The sequence below is a fragment of the Aquitalea aquatilis genome (assembly GCF_005155025.1).
Taxonomy (GTDB): Bacteria; Pseudomonadota; Gammaproteobacteria; order Burkholderiales; family Chromobacteriaceae; genus Aquitalea; species Aquitalea aquatilis.
The window spans coordinates 444,597-470,388 of record NZ_CP039731.1 but is presented as its reverse complement, the minus strand read 5'-3'; the positions used below and the strand labels follow the sequence as shown (position 1 = coordinate 470,388).

The following is a 25,792-nucleotide window of genomic DNA, read 5'->3' as shown; positions in this document are numbered from 1 at the left end:
GTCCTTAGACTGTCGCTTTTGCGACGTTTATTTATACAAGGAAGTACAGCATGATCAAGGTGGGCATCGTCGGCGGCACGGGGTATACCGGTGTCGAACTGTTGCGTCTTCTGGCCGGTCATCCCGGTGCCGAAGTCGTGGCCGTTACCTCGCGCAAGGAAGCGGGCATGAAAGTGGCCGAGATGTTCCCCAGCCTGCGTGGTCGCGTGGACGTGGCGTTTTCCACTCCGGACGACACCCCGCTGGCACAGTGCGATGTGGTGTTTTTCGCCACCCCGCACGGTGTGGCCATGGCTCAGGCGCGCGAGTTGCTGGCGGCCGGCGTCAAGGTCATCGACCTGGCGGCTGATTTCCGCCTGAAAGACCCGGCGGTATTCCAGCAATGGTATGCCATGGAGCACAGCTGTACCGACCTGCTGGCCGAAGCCGTTTACGGCCTGCCGGAAGTCAACCGCGAAGCCATCCGCCAGGCACGTCTGGTGGGCATGGCCGGCTGCTATCCCACCTCGGTCCAGCTCGGCCTGCTGCCGCTGCTGGAGGGCGGCAAGCAACTGATCGATACCCAGACCCTGATTGCCGACTGCAAGTCCGGCGTGTCCGGTGCCGGGCGCAAGGCCGAAGTTGGCGCGCTGCTGGCTGAAGCCGGTGACAATTTCAAGGCCTATGCGGTGAAGGGCCATCGTCATTCGCCGGAGATCGAGCAGGGTCTGTCTGCCATTCATGGTGCGCCGGTCAAGCTGACTTTCGTGCCGCACCTGACGCCGATGATTCGTGGCATCCATTCCACCATCTATGCCCGCATCAAGCCGGAAGCCATGGCGACTGATTTCCAGGCGCTGTTCGAGCAGCGCTATGCCGGCGAACCCTTTGTCGATGTGCTGCCGGCCGGCAGCCACCCGGAAACGCGCAGCGTACGGGGCTCCAATACCGCGCGCCTCGCGGTACATCGGCCGGGTAATGGTGATCTGCTGATCATCCTGGTGGTGGAGGACAATCTGGTGAAAGGCGCATCCGGCCAGGCGGTGCAGACCATGAACCTGATGTTCGGCCAGCCGGAAAATGCCGGTCTGGACATCGTGCCGTTGCTGCCTTGATGCACTCGGCCATTGAATGTTGGCCATTCGCCCCGATATCCGACTAAAATAGTAGGTGAATGGCCGCAAGGCCGAAATCGATTTGCGAGGTGAACCATGTCTGCTACTACCGAAATGCCGTGCCCGATCAACTTTACCGACAGCGCTTGCAACAAGGTGCTGGACCTGATCGCGGAAGAGGGCAATCCTGATCTGAAACTGCGCGTATTCGTGACCGGTGGTGGCTGCTCCGGTTTTCAGTACGGTTTTACATTTGACGAAATCGCCAATGAGGACGATACCGCTATAGAGAGAGACGGTGTCACTTTCCTGGTCGACCCGATGAGCTACCAGTATCTGGTGGGTGCCGAGATCGATTATCAGGAAAGCCTGGAAGGCTCCCAGTTTGTCATTCGCAATCCGAACGCCACCACGACTTGTGGTTGCGGTTCGTCCTTCTCGGTGTAAACCGGAGCGAATGCAAACAGGAGTAGAATGAAAACCCGGACTCTGTTCCGGGTTTTTTTGTATCGGGGAAAATCAAGATGAATAAATTGCCGCCGCTGGTATTGCCCAAGGTGGAATTCAATCGCGAGTTCAGTTTCAGCGATGCCGATTTCGAACGCATCCGCAAACTGATCTACAAGGAAGCCGGCATTTCGCTCAATCCGTCCAAGAAAGACATGGTGTACGGGCGGCTGGTGCGGCGTATTCGCGAGTTGAAGCTGGCCAGTTTTGCTGCCTATGTGGATTTTCTGGAGTCGGTGTCCGGCAAGCGCGAGTTTGAGCAGTTCGTCAACGCGCTTACCACCAATCTGACCTTCTTCTTCCGCGAAGAACATCATTTCCCCATTCTGGCCGAGCATCTGAAACAGCGGGGCGCAGCAGGCGCCAGCGAGCTGTCCATCTGGTGTGCCGCCTCGTCTACCGGCGAGGAGCCTTATTCGCTGGCCATCACCGCGCTGGAAGCCTTTCCGCTGGCCAACAAGCCCAGCATCAGCATTGTGGCGACCGACCTGGACACCAGCGTGCTGGAAACCGGTCGCAAGGGCATTTATTCCGACGACAAGATCGCCCGTCTGCCGCCCGGCCATGCGCAGAAGTATTTCGACAAACTGCCGGATGGCAACTATCAGGCCAAGCCAGTATTACGCAATATGATCACTTTCCAGCGGCTGAACCTGATCGAGAACAACTGGGCGCTGCGCAAGCAGTTCGACGCCATTTTCTGCCGCAATGTGATGATCTACTTTGATCGCGACACCCAGTTTGCGGTGCTGAAAAAATTTGCCCCATTGCTGAAGCCGGACGGCCTGCTGTTTGTCGGCCATTCGGAAAATTTCTATTTTGCCTCGGATTATTTTCACCTCAAGGGCAAAACCGTTTACCAGCACGCGGCAAAAAAGTAGCAGCCATCCCATTGAGCCGGCCTACGCTGCGGCGTAGTATCCGGGGTCTCAATCGAGTTAGCCAAACGGGCAGGCGCGTCTTGCCCGTTGTCACGTCTGCTGGAGTCGACATGAAGGTAGCAGTGCTGGGGTCTGGCGTGGTGGGGGTGTCCACCGCCTGGTTTCTGGCCCGGGCAGGGCATGAGGTGGTGGTGCTGGATCGCGCGTGCGGGCCGGCGCGGGAAACCAGCTTTGCCAATGGCGGGCAGATTTCGGTCAGCCAGTCCGAACCCTGGGCCAATCCGTCGGCACCGTGGCAAATCATCAAGTGGCTGTTGCGGGATGATGCGCCGCTGTTGTTTCGCATGCGGCTGGACCCGACGCAATGGCGCTGGTGCTGGCAATTTCTGCTGGAGTGCCGTGGCAGCCGGGCCGAGCACAATATGCGGCAGATGCTGGCCCTGGGGCGCTATAGTCGCGAGACTCTGCAGCTGCTGCGCGCCGAACTGGGGCTGGACTACCAGCAGCAGACCCGTGGCATCGTGTCCTTGTTTCATACCCAGCAGCAGCTGGATGAAGCGGCCCATGTCGCCAGCCAGATGCAGGCGCTGGGCATGGACAAGCACATCATCAGTCGCGAACAACTGGCGCGCATCGAACCGGCGCTGGCTGGCATCGCCCCAGCGCTGGCCGGGGCCAGCTACTGCCCATCGGACGAATCGGGCGATGTGCATCTGTATAGCTGTGCCATGGCCGAACATGCCGCGCGTGCCGGGGTGGAGTTTCGCTTCAATACCCGCATCAACGCGCTGGAAACCGCCGGCGGGCGCATCAGCGGCGTCTCCGTCAACCTGCCGGCAGGCAACTACAGCCGGGTGACTGCCGATGCCTACGTGCTGGCGCTGGGCAGCTATTCACCGCTGCTGGCGGCACCTCTGGGCATCCGCCTGCCGATCTACCCATGGAAAGGCTATTCCGCCACCTTGCCGCTGCGCGACCCGGCCAGCGCGCCAACCACCAGCATTACCGACGAAGCCTACAAGGTGGTGATCTCCCGGCTGGGCTCGCGTCTGCGCATTGCCGGCACGGCCGAGCTGGCGGGTTATTCCAGCAGCCTGAATGCGGTGCGCTGTCAGGCCCTGCTCAAGCGTGGACAGGCGCTGATGCCGGATGTGGCCGACTGGGACGCGGCTGAGTTCTGGAGCGGCCTGCGGCCGGCCACGCCGGGCAATGTGCCGCTGATTGGCCGCAGCCGCTATGCCAATCTCTATCTCAATACCGGGCATGGCACGCTGGGCTGGACGGAAGGCGCGGGTAGCGGCCGGGCGCTGGCGGAAATCATCAGCGGTCGTACGCCGGCCATTGCCTTCCGTTTTCAGGGGGATTGATCCAGAACAGCGGTAGCCGGGCGACAGATGATAAAATGCGCGCCTGGACTATACATTCTGGAGACGGACCATGCGTATCGGAACCCCGCTCAGCGCCAGCGCGCTGCGTGTCATGCTGCTGGGCAGTGGCGAACTGGGCAAGGAAGTTGTCATCGCGCTGCAGCGCCTGGGCGTGGAAACCATCGCGGTGGACCGCTATGCGGACGCGCCGGCCATGCAGGTGGCGCACAGCAGTCATGTGATCGACATGGCGGATGCCGCCGCGCTGCGTGCCCTGGTGGAGCAGCGGCGCCCGCATCTGATCGTGCCGGAAATCGAAGCCATCGCCACCGAAGAGCTGCTGCGCATCGAGGCGGATGGTCTGGCCGAGGTGATCCCCACCGCCCGTGCCACCAACCTCACCATGAACCGTGAGGGTATCCGCTGCCTGGCGGCAGACGAGCTGGGCCTGCCCACTTCGCCGTTTGCCTTTGCCTCCTCGCTGGATGAGTTGCAACAGGCCATTGATGCCGGTATCGGCTACCCCTGCCTGGTGAAGCCGGTGATGTCGTCCAGTGGCAAGGGCCAATCGCTGCTGCGTGGCCCGGATGATGTGGCCAAGGCATGGGAATATGCCGTCAGTGCCGGTCGCGTCGACAAGGGGCGGGTCATTGTGGAAGGCTTCATCGATTTCGATTACGAAATCACCTTGCTGACGGTACGTGCCAGCGATGGAGCTGGTGGCATCGCGACCCATTTCTGTGAGCCCATCGGCCATCTGCAAAGAAACGGTGATTATGTGGAAAGCTGGCAGCCGCAGCCGATGAATGAGCTGGCCTTGCTGCGCGCCCGTGAAATGGCCAAGGCCGTGACCGATGCGCTGGGTGGCCGTGGCCTGTTTGGTGTGGAATTGTTCGTCAAGGGCGATCAGGTGTGGTTCTCCGAAGTCAGCCCGCGCCCGCACGATACCGGGCTGGTAACGCTGGCGACCCAACGTTTCTCCGAGTTCGAACTGCATGCCCGTGCCATTCTGGGCCTGCCGGTGGATGCCACGCTGCGCAGCACCGGTGCTTCGGCCGTGATCTATGGTGGCATGGAAGAGCAGGGTATTGCCTTCGAGGGCGTGGCCGATGCGCTGGCCGTGCCGGGGGCGGATCTGCGCCTGTTTGGCAAGCCGGAAAGCTTTATCCGCCGCCGCATGGGTGTGGCCGTGGCTCAGGCCGATCATGTGGAAACCGCCCGCGAACGCGCCCGTCTGGCCGCGTCGCTGGTACTGCCGGTGAAGGGGTGAGCATGCAGGATATGACGCCTTATCAGCTGATGGGGGGCGAAGGTGTGGTGCGCTGGCTCACCAATCGCTTCTACGACATCATGGATAGCGACCCTTCGGTCAAGGTATTGCGCGATATGCATCCGGCTGATCTGGCCGGCTCACGCGAGAAGCTGTTCATGTTCCTGTCCGGCTGGCTGGGTGGCCCGGGGCTGTACATGGAAAAATTTGGCCATCCGCGCCTGCGTATGCGCCACATGCCGTTTGCGGTGGATGGTCCCATGCGTGACCAGTGGATGCAGTGCATGACTCAGGCAGTGAATGAACTGCTGGTGGAAGACTGGCTCAAGGCCAAGCTGCTGGAAGCCTTCTACAACACGGCGGATTTCATGCGCAATCAGGAAGAATAGCCAACAGGCCTTGGTGGCCAGTTGTATCAGCCCCCTGCATGACAGTCGTCGGCAGGGGGCTGTTTTATTTGATCGCAGGGTGGGGCGGGATGGAGTAGGTGCCGGTGACATGGGCAACTGGCTCGTCATTGCCCTCCGAGTACAACAGTACTTCGCCTACTGCCAGCCGTTTGCCCAGCTTGAGGATGCGGCCTTCGGCAATCACATCTGCCTGCGGTGGTTTGCGCAGGAAGTTGATATTCAGGCTGGTGGTGACTGCCAGCTCCACCTTGCCTATCATGCCCAGCACCACGGCGTAGAGGGTGGCATCGGCCAGAGCCATCAGCGCCGGGCCGGCAATTGTGCCGCCGGGGCGGATCAAGTCGGGGTTGAAGTGCATGCGCAGGCGGGCGCGGCCATGGCCGATGGCTTCAGTACGCATGCCGAACAGCTTGACCAGCGGCAGCTCGCTGTCGATCAAGGACTGGAATTCTGCAACGCTGATCTGGCTCATGCGACGGACCTCGGAAATGGTCCTTGCATGGTGCATGACAGTTACGTTAACGTCAATCTGTTGCAACACCCCATACCGGGGCGAGCCAGCCTCAGCGCGGGCGGTGGCCGCGCTCGATCAATACGCCTACGCGGCGCACGCCGGGCAGAATGCCCAGCTTGGTCACCGACACCTGTACCCAGGGTGCACCAAAGTCTTCGCGGATCACCTTGGCGATGTATTCGGCCAGCGCTTCCAGCAGCAGGAAGTGCTGCTCGGACAGGGCTTTGCGCAAGCGCTCCACCACCACGCCGTAGTGGATGGTGTCGCCGATATTGTCGCTGTGACAGGGCACCTCGCTGGGAATGCCGATTTCCAGGTCGATTTCGATGGTCTGCGGATTTTTCCGCTCCCACTCATAAACACCGATAATGGTGTCAGCGCGCACTTCGCGCAGGAAAATGATATCCATCTGTATGCCGGGAGTTGGGCTTTGTCGCCCGATACCGTAAAATCCGAAGCCTTCTATTCTAATGGATACACCATGACCACGACAGCTTTTGCCTTCGTTGTTGCGGCCTACCTGCTGGGCTCCCTGTCCTTTGCCGTCATCGTAAGCAAAGCCATGGGCATGGCAGACCCGCGCAGCTATGGTTCCGGCAACCCCGGCGCCACCAATGTCCTGCGTTCCGGCAAGAAGATTGCCGCCGTACTCACCCTGCTGGGTGACGGGGCCAAGGGCTGGGTGGCCGTGGCACTGACGGCCTGGTTTGGTCCACGCTACGGCCTGGGCGAGCAAGCCATTGCCATGTCGGCGCTGGCCGTGCTGATCGGCCATATGTGGCCGGTATTCTTCGGCTTCAAGGGCGGCAAGGGCGTCGCCACTGCCGTGGGGGTCTTGTTCGGTTTCAATGTCTGGCTGGCGCTGGCGGCCATCGCCACCTGGCTGTTCATGGCCTTTGTGGTGAAGATTTCTTCGCTATCCGCCATTGTCGCCTGCGTGATGGTGCCGGTGTATGCCTATTTCATCACCGGCCCGGCTTCGCCGTATTTCGGTACTTGCATCATCATTGCCATCCTGGTGATTCATCGTCACAAGTCCAATCTGATCAAGCTGCTGACCGGTCAGGAAGGCAGGATCGGCGAGAAAGCAGGCAAGACGGAGAAGAACGGCAGTTAATGTGTTATCCAGCCAAACAAAAAGCCACCGTATTGGTGGCTTTTTCTTTTTTCTGCCAGATGGGGGTTAACCGTCCGACAGCACCTTGACGTGGGCTGTCACGCTGCGCGCCAGCGAGGACAGGTCGTAGCCGCCTTCCAGCACCGATACGATGCGGCCATCGGCGTACTGGTCGGCAATCTGCATCAGATGGCGGGTTACCCACTCGTAGTCGGCTTCCACCAGACCAAGCGAGCCCATGTCGTCCTCGCGGTGGGCATCAAAACCGGCAGAGATGAAGATCATCTGCGGCTTGAAGTCGTGCAGACTGGGCAGCCAGACGTTTTCCACCACTTCGCGGAACTCGCGACCGGTACTGCCGGCCTTGAGCGGCACGTTCACCATGTTCGCTCCCACCGGATTGTCGCCACAGTAGGGGTAGAAGGGGTGCTGGAAGATGGACACCATCATCACCCGCGGGTCGTCGCGGAAGATGTCTTCGGTGCCATTGCCGTGATGCACGTCGAAGTCGATCACCGCCACCCGTTCAAACTTGTAGGTGGACAGCGCATGGGCGATGCCGACGGCAATATTGTTGAAAAAGCAGAAGCCCATGGCCTTGTCGTGCTCGGCATGGTGGCCCGGCGGACGAATGGCGCAGAAGGCATTGGGTGCCTTGTCTTCGCACACCAGTTCCACGGCCTTGATCACCGCGCCGGCAGCGTGGCGCGCTGCCGATAGGGTGCCGGGTGCCATGGCGGTGTCCGGGTCCATGCGGAAGGTGCCGACGCTTGGTGAACAAGCTTCGATATATTCCACGTAGCGTGGCGGATGGACACGGGCCAGTTGCTGCTCGGTCACTGCCGGTGCTTCGACTTCATGCAGGCTGTCGTAGATTTGCGCGGCCATCAGTTGATCCCTGATGGCAATCAGCCGCTCCGGGCATTCCGGGTGGCCTACCCCCATATTGTGCTGCAGGCAGACGGGATGGGTGATGTAGGCAGTGAGTCCATTTCTCTGTAGACGGTTTTTTAGCCAAGTGAACACGAGCGTTTCCTTGTTGCGTACGATTGTTTGCGTACAATGGACGCGAGTTTTATCTTTATGTCTTTTCGATAAATACTGCGCGCAACCGGGTCCAAATGCAATCACTCAGCCTTGCCTATCGTCAACTGAACACACTAATTCTGGGCAAGCCACGTGCCATCCGGCTGGCGCTGGCCTGCCTGATCGCCCGTGGTCACCTGCTTATCGAAGATTTGCCCGGGGTGGGTAAAACCACGCTGGCGCATGGGCTGGCCGCCGTGCTGGGCCTGCATTACCAGCGGGTGCAGTTCACCAGTGACCTGCTGCCGGCCGACATCCTCGGCGTCAACATCTATCAGCGTGAAACCGGCAGCTTCCGCTTCCATCAGGGGCCGGTGTTCAGTCAGTTGCTGCTGGCGGATGAAATCAACCGTGCCTCGCCCAAGGTGCAGTCCGCCTTGCTGGAAGCCATGGAGGAACACCAGGTTTCCATCGATGGCGAAAGCCATCCGCTGCCCACGCCGTTTTTCGTCATCGCCACGCAGAACCCGTCCGAACAGCTGGGCACTTTCCCCCTGCCCGAGTCGCAACTGGACCGCTTTCTGATGCGCATTTCGCTGGGTTATCCACCGCCAGAGGCCGAACGTGCCCTGTTGCTGGGGCAGGACCGGCGTAGCTTGCTGGCCGATATCAGTGCCGGCCTGACGGCAACAGACTTGCTGTTGTTGCAAAAAAAGGCGGCCGCGCTGACCGTGACTCCCGATCTGGCCGATTACGTGCTGGCCTTGTTGCAGGCGACCCGGCAGGAGCGCAGCTATCTGACCGGGCTTAGCCCGCGCGCTGGTCTGGCGCTGCTGGCTGCGGCCAGGGCCTGGGCTTTGCTGGAAGGGCGCGATCATGTATTGCCGGAAGATGTGAAGGCAATCTTTCCCCATGTGGCCGGCCACCGGCTGGGTTTGAGCGGTGATGCGCTGGGTAGCCTGAACAAGCTGCTGGATCATGTTGCCATTCCGTAAGGCGCTGCAGCGCTGGCTGCTGAGCCGCCTGCCATTGGAGCATGGTGGACGGCTGGGGCAGAGGCGTATCTATCTGCTGCCTACGCGCTTTGGCTTGCTGCTGTTGGTGGTGGCGCTGGCGGTATGGGTGGGGGCGCTCAATTATGCGGTCAGTCTGGCCTATGCCCTGGCGTTCTGGATCATCGGCCTGATGCTGGTTGCCGTGCTGATGGCTTACCGGCAGTTGTCCGGGCTGAATTGGACAGTGCTGCCCGGCGAGGGGGTATTTGTCGGGCAGAGTGCTGATTGCCGGATACAGCTGGACAATGATTCTGCGCTGGCTCGCCGCTTGCAATTGCGCGCCGGGCAGGGCGGCGAACCCTTGTCCTGTCTGCTGGCTGCCAGCAGCAGCCAGTCGCTGGCGCTGCCCTTGTTGCTGGCTCGCCGTGGGCGTCATGGCTACCCGGCTTTGCAGTTGTGGAGCACTGCACCATTCGGTCTGATGCGGGCGTTTGCCTGGCTGCGACCGGATGGCCATGTACTGGCCTATCCTCTACCTATGCCGGATCGGGAGCGTAATGATCTGCATAGTGAGCAAGGCAGTGGCCGGCAGAGCGGGGATGATGAAGAAGATTTTTCGCACCTGGCCGAATACCGGCAGGGAGATACGCCGCGGCAGATTGCCTGGAGCGTGCTGGCACGGCGTGATGTGCTGGTGAGCAAACGCTTTGCCAGCCAACCCAGAGGCCAGTCGATACGCCAGCTGGCCTGGCAGGATTATCCGGCAGCCGTTGATATGGAGAGCCGGCTGTCCCGTTTGTGCTGGCGGGTGCAGCAATGTGAAAAAGCCGGCCAGCATTACCGTCTGCATTTGCCGGGAGTGGTGATCGAACCGCAGCCACAGCAGCGTGAGCTGGCGCTGGCAGCATTGGCGGAGTTCAAGCGGCCCTCATGATCAAATCACTCTTGCGACAAGGTGAAATGGCCGTATTGCTGGCCCTAGCACTGGTCATCTTGCCACTGCTGCTGTTCTTGCCTGTGTGGTTGCCCCTGCTGGTGCTGTGCATGCTGGCTTTGCGGGCTGTATTGCTGCGCCGGCAGGCGGCCATGCCCTCGCTCTATCTGCTGCTACCTTTGCTGCTGCTGGCGGTGGGCGGGCTATGGCTGAGCCTGAACACGCTGGTGGGACGCGAAGGTGGTGCCGCCTTGCTGATCTTGCTGCTGGGCTTCAAGAGTTTCGAGTCGCGTCAGCAGCGCGACTGGCAGGTGCTGCTGGCACTGGGCTTCTTCCTGGCTGCCATGCCCTTGTTGTTTGATCAGTCGCCGCTTGCTGCGGTATGGCTGGCCATCAGCCTGCTGGCGCTGACCTGGGCCATGCTGATCCTGTCCGGGGAAATGGTGAAAGGCAGCCTGCGCAGTGCCATGCAGGCGCTGGCATTAGCACTGCCATTGATGCTGGTTCTGTTTGTGGTGATGCCGCGTTTGCCCGGGCCGTTGTGGAGCATGCCACACGACCAGCATGTCGCCAGCACCGGACTGTCCGACAGCATGGAGCCGGGTAGTATCAGCCAGTTGGTGCAGCAGCAGGAGCCGGCATTTTCAGTGGTGTTTGCCGGGCCGGCTCCCGCTGTCAGCGAAATGTATTGGCGCATCATGATCTTTGATGATTTTGATGGGCGGCGCTGGCAGAATGTCCGTGGCCTGGGCAGTGAGACCGTGCAGTGGCAGGGTGGCCACTACGTGTCTTACAGCCTGACGGGCAAGCCCGCCAAATCGCGCCTGCCGCTGCTGGAGTACACGGTGGCGGCTCCTGCTGGCGGTACGCTGGAGCCGGGTAATCTCTTCAAGCTGGCGCGTGATGGCGACGAGCTATTCCGCTTTCAGGCACAAAGCCTGCTGGCCGCCCATTACCGTACCGTGCTCAGCCCGGCTGATCAGGATTTCTACCGCCATCTGCCACCGGGTAATCCAGCCAGCCGCCAACTGGCCTTGCAGTGGCGTGCACAGGGCGGAGACGGAGCCGGCTTTGTCCGCGCCGCCTTGCAATATTTCCGCTTGGGCGGCTTTTCCTACACTTTGCAGCCGCCGTTGCTCAACAGCGAGGACGGGATTGATCAATTCATGTTCTCCAGTCGAAAGGGGTTCTGTGAGCACTATGCTTCGGCACTGGCTTTCATGGCGCGCTCAGCCGGGATGCCCGCACGCATTGTCACGGGCTACCAAGGGGGACAGTTCAATCCGGTGGGGCAGTTCTGGCAGGTCAAGTCATCCGATGCGCATGCCTGGGTGGAAGTCTGGCTGGCAGAGACTGGCGAATGGCTGCGGGTAGACCCAACGGCGGCGGTAGCGCCTGACCGGGTGGTACAGGGCGTCAGCCAGAGCATCCCCGCCATGCAGCCGCAGCTGCCCGGGCTGGGGCGCAGCATGCCCTCCTGGTTGCTGCGCGTGCAGCAAAACTGGCAGGCTGCCGGCTTTGCCTGGCAGCAATGGGTAGTGGGCTATGATGCCGGCAAGCAGCTTAATCTGTATCGCTGGCTAGGGCTGGGTGAGCAGGTCGACAGTGGCGCAGTATTGCGGGCGGTGCTGATAGGCGGCGGACTGGCCTGTCTGCCCTTGTTGCTACTGTGGCGTCGGCAGCGCTCGGGTTCACCCTTGCAGCAGGGACGGCAGCGGTTGGTACAGGCTCTTGCCAGCATGAAGATCGTGGTGGTGGACAGTGATGGTCCGCTGGATATATTGAACAAGGCTCGCCGCTTGTCTGAGCCTGATTACCGCCAGCTCAAGGCCTTGCTGAAAGAATATGCTGCCATGCGTTATCGGCAGCCCGCGCGGCAGCAACAGGCCAAGCAGTGGCTACGACGGGTCAAAGCCTTCCGGCCGGGGCGCCAATGAAACAGCCCCGCCTGGGGGCGGGGCTGAAGCATGCTGATGTGCCGCGTGGCGGACTTACAGCAGGAAGTCGCGGGAAATGCCCTTGCGGCGCAGGATGCGGCGCAATTGCTCCAGCCCTTCGATCTGAATCTGCCGCACACGCTCACGGGTCAGGTTCAAGGCGGCGGCCAGTTCTTCCAGCGTGCAGATCTCATGGCCATTCAGGCCATAGCGGCGTTCAATCACCATGCACTGTTTCTCGTTCAACTGAGACAGCCAGTCTTTGACAAACATTTCCAGCTGGCTGTTATGCAACTGGATTTCCGGCTCTTCATGCTGCTCGTCCGGGATCGATTCGCCAATCGACAGCATGGGATCGATATCCAGCGGTGCATCCAGCGAGGCCATGCGCTCATTCAGGTTCATCACCTTGCGCACATCTTCAACCGGTTTGCCGACCAAGTGGGCGATTTCGTCCAGCGTCGGTTCCCGGCCGATCTGGCTTTCCAGATGGCGCGAAGCGCGCAGATAGACGTTGAGCTCCTTGATGACATGCACCGGCAGGCGGATGGTGCGCGACTGGTTCATGATGGCGCGCTCGATGCTCTGCCGGATCCACCAGGTTGCGTAGGTGGAGAAGCGGAAACCGCGTTCCGGGTCGAACTTTTCCAGTGCGTGCATCAGACCGATATTGCCTTCTTCGATCAGATCGAGCAGGGCAAGGCCGCGGTTGATGTAGTGCTTGGCGATGTTTACCACCAGGCGCAGATTGTGCTCGATCATCTTCTGCCGGGCTTCAAACTCGCCAGCCACTACACGTCGAGCCAGCGCCAGCTCCTGGGCCGGTGTCAGCAAGGCATTGTTGCCGATGTCGTTCAGATAGATCTGGGTGACATCTGCTACCTCTTCGGTAACACTTTGACGCTCAGCCGCTTCTTCGGCATCTGCTTCGGCAGCTGCTTCTTCTGCGGCCTCTTCTTCAAGAACTTCCTCTTCTTCAAGGATATCGCTGTCTTGACTCATCATTCCCCCCGCTACGGTGGTTCCTTGCAGGGGGAAATACCCCTGCTCAGGATTTGTTGTCTAGGTACTGCATCGGATCTACCGGTTTCCCGAAACGGCGGATCTCGAAATGCAGTTTTACCTGGTCGGCATCGGTATTGCCCATTTCGGCAATCTTCTGCCCTTTCTTGACACTTTGCCCCTCCTTCACCAGTAACTGGCTGTTATGTGCGTAAGCCGACAAGAATGTTTTGTTGTGTTTGATGATGATGAGCTTGCCGTAGCCCCTCAAGCCATTTCCGCTGTATACCACTTTGCCATCGCCGGCTGCGATGACGGCCTGACCTGTGCGGCCACTGATATCCAGCCCTTTATTGCTGTCCGAGTAGGTGCGGATGACCTTGCCTTCAGTCGGCCAGATCCAGGCGACTGCGTCTTCGCCTACTGCGGCCTGGGATTTTTCTTCTATTTTGTTCTTATTTTCCGATACTGCCGCTGGGGAGCTACTGTCCTTTTTATCGGCTTGTGCTACCGGAGCTGAAGTGCTGTTGTTCTTGCTGATGGCATTTTTTTTGCCGGAACTGCCTTCGCTCTGTTGTGCCAGGCTACGCGCTGCGTCTTCCGAGTAGGGCAGTTTGAGTGCTTTGGGATAGTTCTTGCCACCTGCTGCCGGATTGCCATTTTCTACTACAGCTGTATTACGCGAACTTTGCTGCACTACAGTTTCCGGTGTTTTGACCGCAGTTTGCGGTGCCACACTGCCGGCTGAGTCCGGTGGCGTCAGCCGCAAAACCTGACCGACCTTGATATTGGTGTCCTGCAGATTATTCCATGCAGCGACATCCTTGAATTTCAGTCCGTTGTTCAGCGAGATACGGAACAGGTTTTCACCTGGTTGTACCACGTGGGTCTTTTCGCCAGCGCCAGACAGCATCGGTTTGGCAGCCAGGCTGCCACTGCTCTGATAGGGGCTGGCTACCGCTACTTCCGCGACCGGCGCGGGAGCAGATTTGCTGATGGTTGTACCTGCGGCGACCTGGGTCGGGCGGGCGGATTCTACCGGCGCTGCTTGTTGCGCCATGCTGCTGCAACCGGTAAGAACGGCGGCTGTCAATGACGCCGCAAGCCAACGCTTTGAATGCTGTTTATGCATGCCTGGAGATTTTATATGTCAGTTAGTTGGGTTTTGTAAACCATTTGATGGGTTATATGTGGCGTTTTTGCAAGAGTTAGTTACGGCCGGGCAATAATGGGACAAACTTCACCGGGTCTAGCCGGGTCTTTTGCAAGCCTTGCGCAGTCTTCTCCAGCAACCACAAATGCTGTTCAGTTTCGCCAACGGGCATGATCAGACGCCCGCCTTCCGCCATTTGTTCTACCAGTGCTTCCGGAATGTTGCGTGCAGCGGCGGTCATGATGATGCCTTCGAACGGAGCCGCTTCTGCCAGTCCGAAATGGCCATCACCGTGCACCAGCCGGGCGTGCACCAGCTTGGCTGCCCGCAGATTGCGTCTTGCTTTGTCCAGCAGGACGCCAAGTCGTTCAATGGAATAGACCTCGGCTCCGGTCTTCAACAGTACTGCGGTCTGATAGCCGCAGCCGGTACCGATTTCCAGTATTTTCCCCGGCTTGCGCCCGGCCAGCAGGATTTCGGTCATCCGGGCCACGGTATGTGGCTGCGAGATGGTCTGGCCGTGGCCGATGGGGAGGGACACATCGTCATAGGCGCGGGTGGCCAGAGCCTGATCGACGAACAGGTGGCGTGGGACTTCGGACATGGCATTGAGCACGCGCTCGTCCTGTACGCCAGCCTGGCGCAAGCGTTCTACCATGCGCTTGCGGGTTCGATCGGACAGCATGCCATAAGCCTGACTGTCTTGTGTCACGGATGAAGCCATGTGTTGATTCCGTCCAGTTGGCCGAAAGCGGTTAGGTCGAGCATCAGCGGGGTAAGAGACACGTGTTTGCCCGCGATGGCGGCGAAGTCGGTGCCTGGGCCGGCATCTTGTGCGCTGCCGACAGGTCCCACCCAGTATATCGTCTCTCCGCGCGGATTCTTTGCTTTGATTACCGGTTCGGCATGATGGCGGCGTCCCAGCCGGGTGACCTGCATGGTTTGCAGCTCCTCTGGTGGTACATCCGGGACATTGACATTGAGTAGCACCGGCTGGGCAAAAGCTTGCTCTTTACAGCGCCTTACCAGTTGGTCGACCACCAGGGCGGCGCTGGCAAAGTGCTGGCCGCTGTAGCCGGCCAAGGAGATGGCAACCGAGGGAATGCCGAGCAGGAAGCCTTCGGTGGCTGCGGCGACTGTGCCGGAATAGATAGTGTCGTCGCCCATATTGGGGCCGTGGTTGATGCCACTGAAAATCATGTCGGGGCGGAAGTCCAGCAGGCCGGTTACCGCCAGATGCACACAGTCGGTGGGTGTGCCATTGACATAGTGAAAGCCGTTGGCGGCCTGGCGTACGGTGAGCGGTCTGTCCAGTGTCAGCGAATTGCTGGCCCCGCTGCGGTCTCGCTCGGGGGCCACGACGACAACCTCTCCATGACGGGACAGGGTTTCAGCCAGGGTACGGATCCCTGGGGAAAAATAGCCGTCATCATTGCTGATCAGGAACTTCATGCTGTGCTTCCAGGTTGGACGCCTGATTGTATCGCTGCCGTGGCGCTGTGGAAAACCGTAGCGGCATGACAGACAAAGAAAAACCCGCCGTAGCGGGTTTGCATGATCAGGCGTAGTAGCGCTGGCTGAAATCCAGCATGCGCTCGATGGGGATGCGGGCGGCATCCATCTGTGCGCTTGTCAGATAGTCGATGCGCAGGCCCTCGCCTTGTTGGGCGCGTTTGACTGCCTCAATGGTATTCATCTTCATGTAGGGACAGGAGTTGCACTGGCAGCCAGCGTAGATCGGCGCCTGGCGCAGATCGAGATCGGGACGCGCCAGCCCCATGTTGTACAGAATGCCGTCTTCGGTGGCGACGAAAATGACGGCCTTGCTATCACCCTTGAAGGCTTTCACCCAGTTCAGCATGCCCGAGGTGGAGCCGACATAATCGGCCTTCTTCAGTACAGGCAGCGGGCTTTCCGGGTGGGCGATCAGGTATTTTTCACCGCTGGCGGCGGCAAAGGCTTCGTCCAGTGCGGCTTCGTTGAACTTGTCGTGCACTTCGCACACGGCAGACCACAGCGGCATGTCGTAGCCGTACTGGTCGTTCAGATAACCGCCCATATTGCGATCCGGCGAAAAGATAACCTTTTTGCCTTCGGCATACAGGTGGGCAATGATGTCGTCCACATTGCGGCTGGTAACAATCCAGTCCGACAAGGCTTTGTGTTCGGCACTGGAGTTGATGTACGACACATGGACGTGATCGGGATGGCTTTCGCGCCAGGCCTTGAGTGCCGTGACATCGGTCTGGGTCACCAGCGAACAGGTCGAGCCGGCATCGGGCAGGATGACTTCGGCCTGCGGATTGAGGATTTTGGCGGTTTCAGCCATGAAGCGGACGCCGGCAAATACGATAATGTCGGCATTGGCTTCTTTGGCATACAAGGACAGCTCCAGGCTGTCTCCCACCTTGTCAGCCATCTGCTGGATTTCTGGCTGAGTGTAGTAGTGGGCAAGGGTGACGACGCGCTTCGTCATGATGAGCTGACTCCTGCCCGCCAGCGTGCAGCAGGTGGGCTGAATGAATATGTTGCGATGCAACGCCTGTGGGTTGCCAAGCAGGCAAGGTTAGCAATATTGCAGTGCGATTACCACCAGTAAAGCCGCCTTGTGTCCGTCAGTTGCTGTTGGTCTTTGCTATAAAATTCATTTGTAGCCTGCTTGCCTGAAGTCAACATGACATAGTGATGTTTGCGGCAGGATGAGTGGCTGCTGAGCGTGGCTAGCCAGTTCCTGAATAGGGGCTGCCCTGTGCAGCAGTTTGCGACGGGGGTTTGTATTATCGTTACTCCTTATTGTGCATTGCACAATACTGTCGCAACATGATTGGAAAATAATGGCTGCCTTGTTAACGCAAGCTGCTGTGCCACAACGGTATTTCGCCCGCTGGCTGCCACCCTACCCGGCAAGGCCGCTTGACGATGCTTTATTGCTTGATTCAACAGAACTGGAACCGCTGCCATGAGGCCTCACTACCTTACTTCGCTCTTTTCGCCGCGTAATGTCGCGGTTGTCGGTGCCAGCGATACCCCGGGGTCCATCGGTCAGGCCGTGTTTGCCAACCTGTTGGCAGGCAATTTTCAAGGCAAGCTGTTTCCGGTCAACCTCAATCACAAAGTAGTCGGTGGCATTCCGGCCGTTCCTTCGGTGCGACTGATCGAACCGGCCATCGACATGGCCGTGATATGTACGGCTATCCGCACCCTGCCGGCCATCATCAAGGATTGTGGCAAGAAGGGCATCAAGGCGGTGTTGCTGGCCAAGGAGTTTTCCGACAGCGAACAGCTGGAGCGGGAGATTCTCAATGAATCGGTCTCCATTGCCCGCCATTACGGCATCCGGGTGCTGGGGCCGAATGTGCTGGGCTTGATGCGACCGGTGGCTGGTTTCAATGCCACCAACTACACCAGCAAGGTGCGCCCGGGCAATATGGCGCTGGTGTCGCAGTCGTCTGCCTTGTGTACCGCCATGCTGGACTGGGCTGATAGCAAAGGCATCGGTTTTTCCAGCGTGATTTCGGTGGGCGAGGCGCTGGATGTCGATTTTGGTGAGATTCTGGATTACCTGGTGGCGGATAACTTCACCCAGGGCATTCTGTTGCATGTTCACCACATTCATCATGCACGCCGCTTCATGAGCGCGCTGCGTGCGGCCGCCCGTACCAAGCCGGTGGTGGTGATCAAGTCTGGCCGCTATCAGGATGATGTCACCGGGGTGACACATTCGAGCAATCTGATCGAGAGTGGCGATGTATTCGACGCGGCGCTGTCGCGTGCCGGTGTGCTGCGGGTGTCGTCCATTGCCCAATTGTTTACCGCTGCCAAGGTGCTGGCGGCCAATTTCCGTGTTGGCGGCAAGCGCTTGGCCATCGTGACCAACGGCATTGGCCCCGGTGTGCTGGCAGCCGACAGTGCTTATACCAACGGGGTGGAGCTGGCCAAGCTGAGCGACACCACCATGGAGCTGCTCAACAATGCCTTGCCGCGCAACTGGTCGCATGGCAACCCTATTGATTTGATCGGCGATGCCAGCCCGGTGCGTTTTCGCACGGCGGTGAAAGCCTGTATCGATGACCCCAATGTCGACGGGGTGCTGGTGATCTTCACCCCGCAGGCAGGTACGGACCACCTGACCACGGCGCAGCTGATGATTGGCCTGCAGCGCGAATCCAGCAAGCCGATGTTCCTGTCCTGGCTGGGCGATGCCAAGGTGTCAGAAAGCCGCGACCTGTTCTCCAAAGCCAAATGTGCCCATTTCCGCGCGCCGGAATATGGTATCGAGGTGTTCCGCAACCTCGCCTCCTACCATCACAACCAACAGTTGCTGCTGCAGACCCCCAGCCCGCTGGAGGGCAAACGCGAGGCTCCGGATCTCAGTCGCGCCCGCGCCGCCATCGCCGGTGCCATGGCAGAAGGGCGCACCGTGCTCTCCGAGCGGGAATCCAAGGAAGTGCTGGCGGCCTTCCGCATCCCGGTTAACCCGACCTTGCTGGCGCGTACCGAAGATGAAGCGGTGGCATTGGCCGAACAGATCCACTATCCGGTGGTGCTGAAGATCGACTCGCCGGACATCATCTACAAGTCCGATGTGGGCGGCGTGGAGCTGAACATCAGCAACGAAGCCACCTTGCGCGCAGCGTTTCAGGGCATTCTGGAGCGCGCGCGTCAGGCCATGCCGCAGGCACGTATCGATGGGATCTCGGTACAGCCCATGCGCAAGCGGCGCTTTGCCCGCGAGGTGATGGTCGGGGTGACGCATGACAGTTCGTTTGGCCCGGTGATTACTTTTGGTGCCGGCGGTATCGCGGTAGAAGTCATGCATGACCGCGCCTTGTCGCTGCCGCCGCTCAACCAGTATCTGGTGGGCAGCATGATACGCAAGACCCGCATCGGCCAGTTGCTGGGCACCTTCAAGAACCTGCCGGCCGTGGACATGGACGAACTGGTGGACGTACTGCTGCATGTGTCAGAAATGGTGTGCGAGCTACCCGAGCTGCGCGAGATGGATATCAATCCGCTGGTGGCCGATGAGAAGGGCGTCATTGCCCTGGATGCCCGCATTATCGTCGAGCCGCTCAAGCCTGATGTGAAGCGCTACGGCCACATGGCCATCATGCCTTACCCCATGCACATGGTACGCAGTGCCACGCTGAACGATGGCATGCCGGTCACCATCCGCCCGGTACGGCCGGAAGATGCCGAAATGCAGCAGGAGTTCGTGCGGACCCTGTCCGACGAAAGCCGTTACAACCGCTATATGTCCAGTATCAAGCAGCTGTCGCAGACCATGCTGGTGCGCTTCACTCAGCTGGATTACGACCGTGAGATGGCACTGGCCATGACTTGCGAGACGGAAAAGGGCGAGGAGCAGCAGGCGGTGGCGCGTTTCATTACCGACCCGGACAACGAAGGCTGCGAGTTCGCACTGGAAGTGGCCGACAAGTGGCAGGGCAAGGGTATTGGCTACATTCTGATGAATGCCTTGTTTGATGCTGCCCGCGAGCAGGGGCTGAAGGTCATGCGCGGCGAAGTGCTGGCCGGCAACAAGGGCATGCTCAAGCTGATGCACAAGCTGGGCTTTACCGTGGAAACCCACCCGGAAGACCGGGCGCTGACCATCGTCACCAAAATCCTGTAACCCAGCTTGGGCGGCCGATGGTCGCCCATACCGCCCTGGTGTGTGGTTTTTATCCGTCAAACAGGGGCGTCCTGCCTGCTGATATGGGCCACGCCGGGCCGCAAGCGTATTAAGCGCTTGCAAGATAAGGGAAAAGTGCCATAGAATCGTGGGCTTTTCTACGATACCGTTTTTATCTAAGGACAATCGACAATGGTAGTGATTCGTCTGGCACGTGGCGGCGCCAAGAACCGTCCGTTCTACAACATCGTGGTGACCGATTCCCGTAACCGTCGTGACGGTCGCTTCATCGAGCGCGTTGGCTTCTACAACCCGGTAGCTAACGAGAAGGAAGAGCGCGTGCGCCTGACTTCCGATCGTCTGAACTACTGGATCGGCGTTGGCGCTCAGGTTACCGACGCCGTAGCCAAGCTGCTGAAAGAGCAGAAGGTTGCTGCCTAATCGTTCGTTGACTCAACTAACGGACTAAGGCGCATGCGCAAAGAAGATCTCGTCTTGATGGGGTTTGTGCGTGGCGCCTTCGGTATCAAGGGCTGGGTGAAAGTCCAGGCCGATACCGAATACGCTGACGGTCTGTTTGACTACCCGGTCTGGTGGCTGGGCAAGGATGACAGCTGGAAGCCGTACACATTTGAAAACGGGGCAGTGCAACCCAAGGGTTTATCCGCCAAGCTGCAAGGCGTTGACGATCGTGACGGGGCGGAAGCCCTACGCGGCCTGCAAGTTGCTGTTCCCCGTAGTGAATTGCCGGAAGCCGGTGAAGGCGAATATTACTGGTCCGATCTGATCGGCCTGTCTGTCGTCAACCGGCAAGGCGTGGTGCTTGGCAAGGTAACCGAATTGATGGAAACCGGTGCCAACGATGTATTGGTAGTTGAAGGTGAACACGGCCAGCGGCTGATTCCCTTTGTCGGCCAGTTTGTGCTGAATGTAAATCTGGCTGAGGCCAGTATTTCAGTGGACTGGGGCCTCGACTACTGATGCATATCGATGCCATCACGCTGTTTCCGGAAATGTTCGATGCCATCGCCCGCTTTGGCGTAAGCCAGCGGGCGCTTGATTTGGGCATTTGGGATTTCCAGAAATGGAATCCACGCGATTTCACCCATGACAACTATCGCCGTGTGGACGACCGTCCCTATGGTGGTGGGCCTGGCATGCTGATGCTGATCGAACCGCTGGAAGCTGCCATTACGGCAGCCAAGGCGCGGCAGCAGGCAGCAGGTGTCGAAGAGAGTCATGTCATTTACCTGTCACCGCAGGGTCGTGCCTTATCGCACGAGAAGGCGGTGGAGCTATCCCAGCGTCCTGGTCTCATTGTATTGTGTGGCCGTTACGAAGGGGTGGATGAGCGCTTGATCGAGCGCCAGGTGGATGAGGAGGTTTCCATTGGCGACTACGTGTTGTCCGGTGGTGAACTGCCAGCCATGGTGCTGATGGATGCGGTCATTCGACTGCTTCCTGGCGTGCTCAACGATGCCCAGTCTGCTTATGAAGATTCATTTGTGAACGGACTCCTTGATTGTCCGCACTATACCCGACCCGAAGACTATCAGGGCATGCGGGTGCCGGATGTGCTTATGTCCGGAAATCATGCACTGATTGCTAAATGGCGGTTGAAGCAGGCGCTGGGAAGGACGTGGAAACGTCGCCCGGATCTGTTGCAAGGCCGCTCTTTGACAAAACAGGAATCTCGGCTGCTGGCAGAGTACCAGCAGGAACAAGATATCCTCAAAAAACCGGAGTAAAACATGGATCTGATCCAGAAACTCGAGCAAGAAGAAATCGCCCGCCTGGGCAAAACCATCCCGGAATTCGCTCCTGGCGATACCGTTGTGGTTCATGTCAAGGTAAAGGAAGGTAACCGCGAACGTCTGCAGGCTTACGAAGGTGTTGTTATCGCCAAGCGTAACCGTGGTCTGAACAGCTCTTTCATCGTGCGCAAGATGTCCGCCGGTGAAGGTGTTGAGCGTACTTTCCAGTCCTACTCCCCGCTGGTGGCTTCCGTAGAAGTGAAGCGCCGTGGTGATGTACGTCGCGCCAAGCTGTACTACCTGCGCGGCCGTACCGGCAAGTCTGCACGTATCAAGGAAAAACTGCCGGCTCGCAAGCAAGGCTGATCCTGATACCGTCAGGTATGATAAAAGCGCAAGGCAGCTGCCTTGCGCTTTTTTGCGTCTGCCGCCAGGACAAGGTGAGGGAAGGGCATGAGTAGCGAAAGCATAGACCGGTTTCTGGATCACCTGTGGCTGACCGACGGACTGTCAGCCAATACGCTGGCGGCTTACCGCCGCGACCTGCTCAAGCTGCAGAGGCAGTTGCAGGCGCTGGGTGCGGAGCTGGACATGGCGGACCAGGCGCTCATCCAGCGTGCCTTGCTGATGGCTGTTGATACCGAAAAGCCGGCCACCCGTGCCCGCCAGCTGTCCTGTCTGCGGCGCTACTACCAGTTTCTGCTGGCCAGTGGCCATCGTGCTGACGATCCGACCACGCATCTGGGCAGTCCCAAGCTGGGGCAGCGCTTGCCCAAGGCCTTGTCCGAGGGGCAGGTGGAGCAGCTGCTACAAGCTGCTGATGTGGATGTGCCACTGGGTTTGCGTGATCGGGCCATGCTGGAGGTGCTGTATGCCACCGGTCTGCGGGTATCCGAGCTGGTTGGGCTGACCCTGCAGCAGCTGGACATGATTACCGGGCTGATCATTACCCGTGGCAAGGGTAACAAGGAGCGCATGGTGCCCTTGGGTGAGGTGGCGCTGGAGTGGCTGGAGCGTTATTTTCGCGAGGCGCGGCCATTGTTACTGGCGGGCGCGCAGTGCGATGCGGTGTTTGTCACCCAGCGCAAGGCCGGCATGACGCGGCAGATGGCCTGGCATCTGATTGCCGGCTATGCCCGACAGCAGGGCTTGCCACCCATCGGTCCGCATATGTTGCGGCATGCCTTCGCCACCCATCTGGTCAATCATGGTGCCGATCTGCGTGTGGTGCAGCTGCTGCTGGGTCATTCTGATATTTCCACCACGCAGATTTATACCCATGTGGCGCGCGAACGGCTAAAGCAGCTGCATGCCCAGCACCATCCGCGTGGCTGAGCCGGGAGGTCGTCAGCAAAAAAAACGCCCGCAGACGATGCGGGCGTTGTGGTGATGGCGGGATGGCTCAGGCTGGTTCGGCGGCCAGTGTTTCTGGGTCGAATTGCAGCTCAACCACATCCTGCTCATTGACCGTCACTGTCACTTCTCCGCCATTGGCCAGGCGGCCAAACAGCAGCTCGTCGGCCAGTGCCTTGCGGATGGTGTCCTGAATCAGCCGTGCCATCGGGCGAGCGCCCATCAGCGGGTCAAAGCCACGTTTGGCCAGGAAGGCGCGCAGCGCGTCGGTAAAGTGGATTTCCACCTTCTTGTCGCTGAGCTGGTGCTCCAGCTGCATCAGGAACTTGTCCACCACCTGCATGATGATCTGCTCATCCAGCGTCTTGAAGGAGATCGTGGCGTCCAGCCGGTTGCGGAATTCCGGGCTGAACAGGCGCTTGATGTCGGCCATTTCATCACCGGCTTCCTTGGACTGGGTAAAGCCCAGTGTCGGCTTGGACATGGCTTCGGCACCGGCATTGGTGGTCATGATGATCACCACATTGCGGAAGTCTGCCTTGCGACCGTTGTTATCGGTCAGGGTGCCATGGTCCATCACCTGCAACAGCACGTTGTAGATGTCGGGATGCGCTTTTTCGATCTCATCCAGCAGCAGTACGGCATACGGGTGTTTGCTGATGGCTTCGGTCAACTGACCGCCCTGTTCGAAGCCGACATAGCCGGGAGGTGCGCCAATCAGGCGGCTGACCGCATGTCGCTCCATATACTCGGACATGTCGAAGCGGATCAGCTCTACGCCCAGCACATAGGCCAGCTGCTTGGCGACCTCGGTCTTGCCCACCCCGGTCGGGCCGGAGAACAGGAAGGAACCGATGGGCTTTTGCGGATTACCCAGGCCAGAGCGGGTCATCTTGATGGCGGTAGCCAGGCTTTCAATGGCCTTGTCCTGGCCGAACACCACGTTGCGCAAATCGCGCTCCAGGTTTTTCAGCACATTCCGGTCATCGCTAGAGACGGTCTTGGGCGGAATACGGGCGATCTTGGCCACGATCTCTTCGATCTCGGACTTGTTGATCACCTTTTTCTGCCGCGACTTGGGCAGGATTTTTTGTGCAGCACCTGCTTCGTCGATCACGTCAATGGCCTTGTCCGGCAGGTGACGGTCGTTGATATAGCGCGCGGACAGTTCGGCCGCGGTGGACAGCGCTGCCTGGGTGTACTTCACGCCATGATGGGCCTCGAAGCGCGATTTCAGCCCCTTGAGGATTTCCACGGTCTGTTCCACTGTCGGTTCAGCCACGTCAATCTTCTGGAAGCGTCGCGACAGGGCGTTGTCCTTTTCGAAAATGCCACGGTATTCGTTATAGGTCGTGGCACCAATGCAGCGCAGGCTGCCATTGGATAGCGCCGGCTTCAGCAGGTTGGAGGCATCCAGAGTCCCGCCGGAAGCTGCGCCGGCACCGATCAGGGTGTGAATCTCGTCGATGAACAGAATGGCGTGTTCGTCTTCGGTCAGCTGCTTGATGACGGCCTTGAGGCGTTGCTCGAAATCGCCACGGTATTTGGTGCCAGCCAGCAGCGCACCCATGTCCAGCGCATACACGGTGGCCTTGGACAGTACATCCGGCACTTCGTTGTTGACGATGCGCCGTGCCAGCCCTTCGGCAATCGCCGTCTTGCCCACGCCAGCTTCACCCACCAGCAAGGGGTTGTTCTTGCGGCGGCGGCAGAGGATTTGCACGGTACGTTCCAGTTCCAGCTCACGGCCGATCAGTGGATCGATCTTGCCATCGCGTGCCTGCTGGTTAAGGTTGAGCGTGTAGTTTTCCAGCGCGCCGCCCGGGCCGGTAGATTGCTCTTCGCCCTCGGATTCGTTGTGCTGCTCACGTGGCTCGGGCGGGTGTTGCGGCGAGCGCTGTTTGGTAATGCCGTGCGAGATGAAATTGACCACATCTAGGCGCGAAATTCCCTGCTGATGCAGGTAATAAACGGCATGCGAGTCTTTTTCGCCGAAGATGGCCACCAGAATGTTGGCGCCAGTCACTTCCTTCTTGCCGGAAGATTGCACATGCAGGATGGCGCGTTGAATCACCCGCTGGAAGCCCAGCGTGGGTTGGGTTTCGACCTCGGTTTCCCCGGGAACGGTGGGGGTGTGTTCGTCGATGAAGTCGCCCAGCTGTTTTTTCAGCTGGTCGAGATTGGCCCCGCAGGCGCGCAAAACATCGGCGGCGGAGGGATTGTCGATCATGGCAAGCAGCAAATGCTCCACGCTGATGAACTCGTGGCGCTTGCGCCTGGCGTCCATGAACGCCATATGCAGGCTTACTTCAAGCTCCTGGGCAATCATCAGTTTTCCTCCATTACGCACTGAAGCGGATGCTGGTGTGCTTTGGCAAATTGCGACACCTGTTCAACCTTGGTGGCAGCCACGTCTTTGGTATAAACGCCACACACGCCGTGACCTTGCGTATGGACTTGCAACATGACCTGGGTAGCCTTTTCCCTGTTCATGTGGAACAACTGCTGCAACACTTCCACCACAAATTCCATTGGGGTGAAATCATCGTTCAATAACAATACCTTATACATTGGGGGAGGGGTGGTCCTCACCCGTGACACCTCTTTGACGGCGTCGTTGCTGAACTGCGTGGACATGTCGACTTTCAGTTAAACCGCGGTTTACTTCAATTTTGGTTCCCCCTGACTTTTTTTCAAGGGGCGAGTGCGAATTCCTTTTGGACTTGACGCTATCACGATGGTTGCGTAGAAATGCTGTTCAGGTGCTTGGCTTAGCTGTTTGGCATTCCCGGATAAGCCGGAATGGGCAGCAGGCTTTAAGTTGGTCGGCCTCACCAGCCATA

General features: G+C 59.2%; 26 protein-coding genes. 16 read left to right on the top strand and 10 right to left on the bottom strand.

Annotation, left to right across the window (positions count from 1 at the left end; translation table 11 throughout):
* The first annotated feature begins 50 nt into the window (after positions 1-50).
* From argC to FAZ30_RS02200, 6 genes are all read left to right on the top strand, one after another.
* Positions 51-1,094: an N-acetyl-gamma-glutamyl-phosphate reductase gene (argC, locus tag FAZ30_RS02225; protein ID WP_124642348.1), complete on the top strand. Its 1,044-nt coding sequence runs from the start codon at positions 51-53 to the stop codon at positions 1,092-1,094.
* A 96-nt stretch (positions 1,095-1,190) separates the two neighbouring features.
* Complete coding sequence (erpA, locus tag FAZ30_RS02220; protein WP_103525493.1) at positions 1,191-1,541, top strand: iron-sulfur cluster insertion protein ErpA; 351 nt, start codon at positions 1,191-1,193, stop codon at positions 1,539-1,541.
* 77 nt (positions 1,542-1,618) lie between these two features.
* Complete coding sequence (locus FAZ30_RS02215) at positions 1,619-2,482, top strand: CheR family methyltransferase (protein WP_124642349.1); 864 nt, start codon at positions 1,619-1,621, stop codon at positions 2,480-2,482.
* Between the two features lie 110 nt (positions 2,483-2,592).
* Positions 2,593-3,849, top strand: a complete 1,257-nt coding sequence (locus FAZ30_RS02210; protein WP_124642351.1) for a D-amino acid dehydrogenase — start codon at positions 2,593-2,595, stop codon at positions 3,847-3,849.
* A 70-nt stretch (positions 3,850-3,919) separates the two neighbouring features.
* Positions 3,920-5,119, top strand: coding sequence for a formate-dependent phosphoribosylglycinamide formyltransferase (gene purT / locus FAZ30_RS02205; protein ID WP_124642353.1), 1,200 nt, complete (start codon positions 3,920-3,922; stop codon positions 5,117-5,119).
* Between the two features lie 2 nt (positions 5,120-5,121).
* A complete protein-coding gene (locus FAZ30_RS02200) occupies positions 5,122-5,508 on the top strand; it encodes a group II truncated hemoglobin (RefSeq protein ID WP_124642355.1) in 387 nt (128 codons plus the stop codon).
* Positions 5,509-5,572: 64 nt separating this feature from the next.
* Here FAZ30_RS02200 and FAZ30_RS02195 read toward each other — a convergent pair whose 3' ends face one another.
* Together FAZ30_RS02195 and FAZ30_RS02190 are read right to left on the bottom strand one after the other, a co-directional pair.
* Positions 5,573-6,001: a PaaI family thioesterase gene (locus tag FAZ30_RS02195; protein WP_124642357.1), complete on the bottom strand. Its 429-nt coding sequence runs from the start codon at positions 5,999-6,001 to the stop codon at positions 5,573-5,575.
* 91 nt (positions 6,002-6,092) lie between these two features.
* Positions 6,093-6,452, bottom strand: coding sequence for a dihydroneopterin aldolase (locus FAZ30_RS02190; RefSeq protein ID WP_089085860.1), 360 nt, complete (start codon positions 6,450-6,452; stop codon positions 6,093-6,095).
* 72 nt (positions 6,453-6,524) lie between these two features.
* On the opposite strand from FAZ30_RS02190, the gene plsY reads away from it, so the two are divergent.
* Positions 6,525-7,160 carry a glycerol-3-phosphate 1-O-acyltransferase PlsY gene (gene plsY / locus FAZ30_RS02185; RefSeq protein WP_124642359.1) on the top strand — a complete coding sequence of 212 codons (636 nt, stop codon included), beginning with the start codon at positions 6,525-6,527 and terminating at the stop codon, positions 7,158-7,160.
* 66 nt (positions 7,161-7,226) lie between these two features.
* On the opposite strand, the gene FAZ30_RS02180 is transcribed toward plsY, so the two are convergent.
* A complete protein-coding gene (locus FAZ30_RS02180) occupies positions 7,227-8,186 on the bottom strand; it encodes a histone deacetylase family protein (protein ID WP_124642361.1) in 960 nt (319 codons plus the stop codon).
* A 95-nt stretch (positions 8,187-8,281) separates the two neighbouring features.
* Between FAZ30_RS02180 and FAZ30_RS02175 the strand changes: the two genes are divergently transcribed.
* Genes FAZ30_RS02175 through FAZ30_RS02165 form a run of 3 tightly spaced genes read left to right on the top strand, consistent with a single transcriptional unit; the run spans position 8,282 to position 12,052 of the window.
* Complete coding sequence (locus FAZ30_RS02175) at positions 8,282-9,181, top strand: AAA family ATPase (protein ID WP_124642363.1); 900 nt, start codon at positions 8,282-8,284, stop codon at positions 9,179-9,181.
* Positions 9,165-10,115 carry a DUF58 domain-containing protein gene (locus tag FAZ30_RS02170; protein WP_124642365.1) on the top strand — a complete coding sequence of 317 codons (951 nt, stop codon included), beginning with the start codon at positions 9,165-9,167 and terminating at the stop codon, positions 10,113-10,115. The genes FAZ30_RS02175 and FAZ30_RS02170 overlap by 17 nt, the downstream gene beginning before the upstream one ends.
* On the top strand, positions 10,112-12,052 hold the full coding sequence (locus tag FAZ30_RS02165; protein ID WP_124642367.1) for a transglutaminase TgpA family protein: 1,941 nt from the start codon (positions 10,112-10,114) through the stop codon (positions 12,050-12,052). The genes FAZ30_RS02170 and FAZ30_RS02165 overlap by 4 nt, the downstream gene beginning before the upstream one ends.
* 54 nt (positions 12,053-12,106) lie before the next feature.
* Here FAZ30_RS02165 and rpoS read toward each other — a convergent pair whose 3' ends face one another.
* The 5 genes from rpoS to nadA form a co-directional block, all read right to left on the bottom strand.
* On the bottom strand, positions 12,107-13,057 hold the full coding sequence (gene rpoS / locus FAZ30_RS02160; RefSeq protein WP_425456384.1) for an RNA polymerase sigma factor RpoS: 951 nt from the start codon (positions 13,055-13,057) through the stop codon (positions 12,107-12,109).
* Positions 13,058-13,100: 43 nt separating this feature from the next.
* A complete protein-coding gene (locus tag FAZ30_RS02155; protein ID WP_233578353.1) occupies positions 13,101-14,186 on the bottom strand; it encodes a peptidoglycan DD-metalloendopeptidase family protein in 1,086 nt (361 codons plus the stop codon).
* 76 nt (positions 14,187-14,262) lie between these two features.
* Complete coding sequence (locus FAZ30_RS02150; RefSeq protein ID WP_124642369.1) at positions 14,263-14,931, bottom strand: protein-L-isoaspartate(D-aspartate) O-methyltransferase; 669 nt, start codon at positions 14,929-14,931, stop codon at positions 14,263-14,265.
* Positions 14,916-15,659 (bottom strand): 5'/3'-nucleotidase SurE, encoded by a 744-nt coding sequence (gene surE / locus FAZ30_RS02145; protein ID WP_124642371.1) that lies wholly within the window; start codon positions 15,657-15,659, stop codon positions 14,916-14,918. The genes FAZ30_RS02150 and surE overlap by 16 nt, the downstream gene beginning before the upstream one ends.
* Positions 15,660-15,765: 106 nt before the next feature.
* Positions 15,766-16,683 (bottom strand): quinolinate synthase NadA, encoded by a 918-nt coding sequence (gene nadA / locus FAZ30_RS02140; RefSeq protein WP_124642373.1) that lies wholly within the window; start codon positions 16,681-16,683, stop codon positions 15,766-15,768.
* Positions 16,684-17,166: 483 nt separating this feature from the next.
* Between nadA and FAZ30_RS02135 the strand changes: the two genes are divergently transcribed.
* From FAZ30_RS02135 to xerD, 6 genes are all read left to right on the top strand, one after another.
* A complete protein-coding gene (locus FAZ30_RS02135; RefSeq protein ID WP_137008561.1) occupies positions 17,167-19,842 on the top strand; it encodes a bifunctional acetate--CoA ligase family protein/GNAT family N-acetyltransferase in 2,676 nt (891 codons plus the stop codon).
* Between the two features lie 192 nt (positions 19,843-20,034).
* A complete protein-coding gene (gene rpsP / locus FAZ30_RS02130; RefSeq protein WP_045846601.1) occupies positions 20,035-20,283 on the top strand; it encodes a 30S ribosomal protein S16 in 249 nt (82 codons plus the stop codon).
* A 57-nt stretch (positions 20,284-20,340) separates the two neighbouring features.
* Entirely contained in the window at positions 20,341-20,823 is a 483-nt protein-coding gene (gene rimM, locus FAZ30_RS02125) for a ribosome maturation factor RimM (protein ID WP_233578364.1), read from the top strand.
* A complete protein-coding gene (gene trmD, locus FAZ30_RS02120) occupies positions 20,823-21,590 on the top strand; it encodes a tRNA (guanosine(37)-N1)-methyltransferase TrmD (RefSeq protein ID WP_124642379.1) in 768 nt (255 codons plus the stop codon). Before rimM ends, trmD begins: the two co-directional genes overlap by 1 nt.
* Before the next feature lie 3 nt (positions 21,591-21,593).
* Positions 21,594-21,962: a 50S ribosomal protein L19 gene (rplS, locus tag FAZ30_RS02115; RefSeq protein ID WP_059284675.1), complete on the top strand. Its 369-nt coding sequence runs from the start codon at positions 21,594-21,596 to the stop codon at positions 21,960-21,962.
* Positions 21,963-22,049: 87 nt separating this feature from the next.
* Positions 22,050-22,931: a site-specific tyrosine recombinase XerD gene (xerD, locus tag FAZ30_RS02110; RefSeq protein WP_124642381.1), complete on the top strand. Its 882-nt coding sequence runs from the start codon at positions 22,050-22,052 to the stop codon at positions 22,929-22,931.
* A gap of 67 nt (positions 22,932-22,998) precedes the next feature.
* Here the strand turns inward: xerD and clpA are convergent, their stop codons facing one another.
* A complete protein-coding gene (gene clpA / locus FAZ30_RS02105) occupies positions 22,999-25,278 on the bottom strand; it encodes an ATP-dependent Clp protease ATP-binding subunit ClpA (RefSeq protein ID WP_124642383.1) in 2,280 nt (759 codons plus the stop codon).
* Entirely contained in the window at positions 25,278-25,586 is a 309-nt protein-coding gene (clpS, locus tag FAZ30_RS02100; protein ID WP_059284672.1) for an ATP-dependent Clp protease adapter ClpS, read from the bottom strand. The genes clpA and clpS overlap by 1 nt, the downstream gene beginning before the upstream one ends.
* Positions 25,587-25,792: the final 206 nt, after the last annotated feature.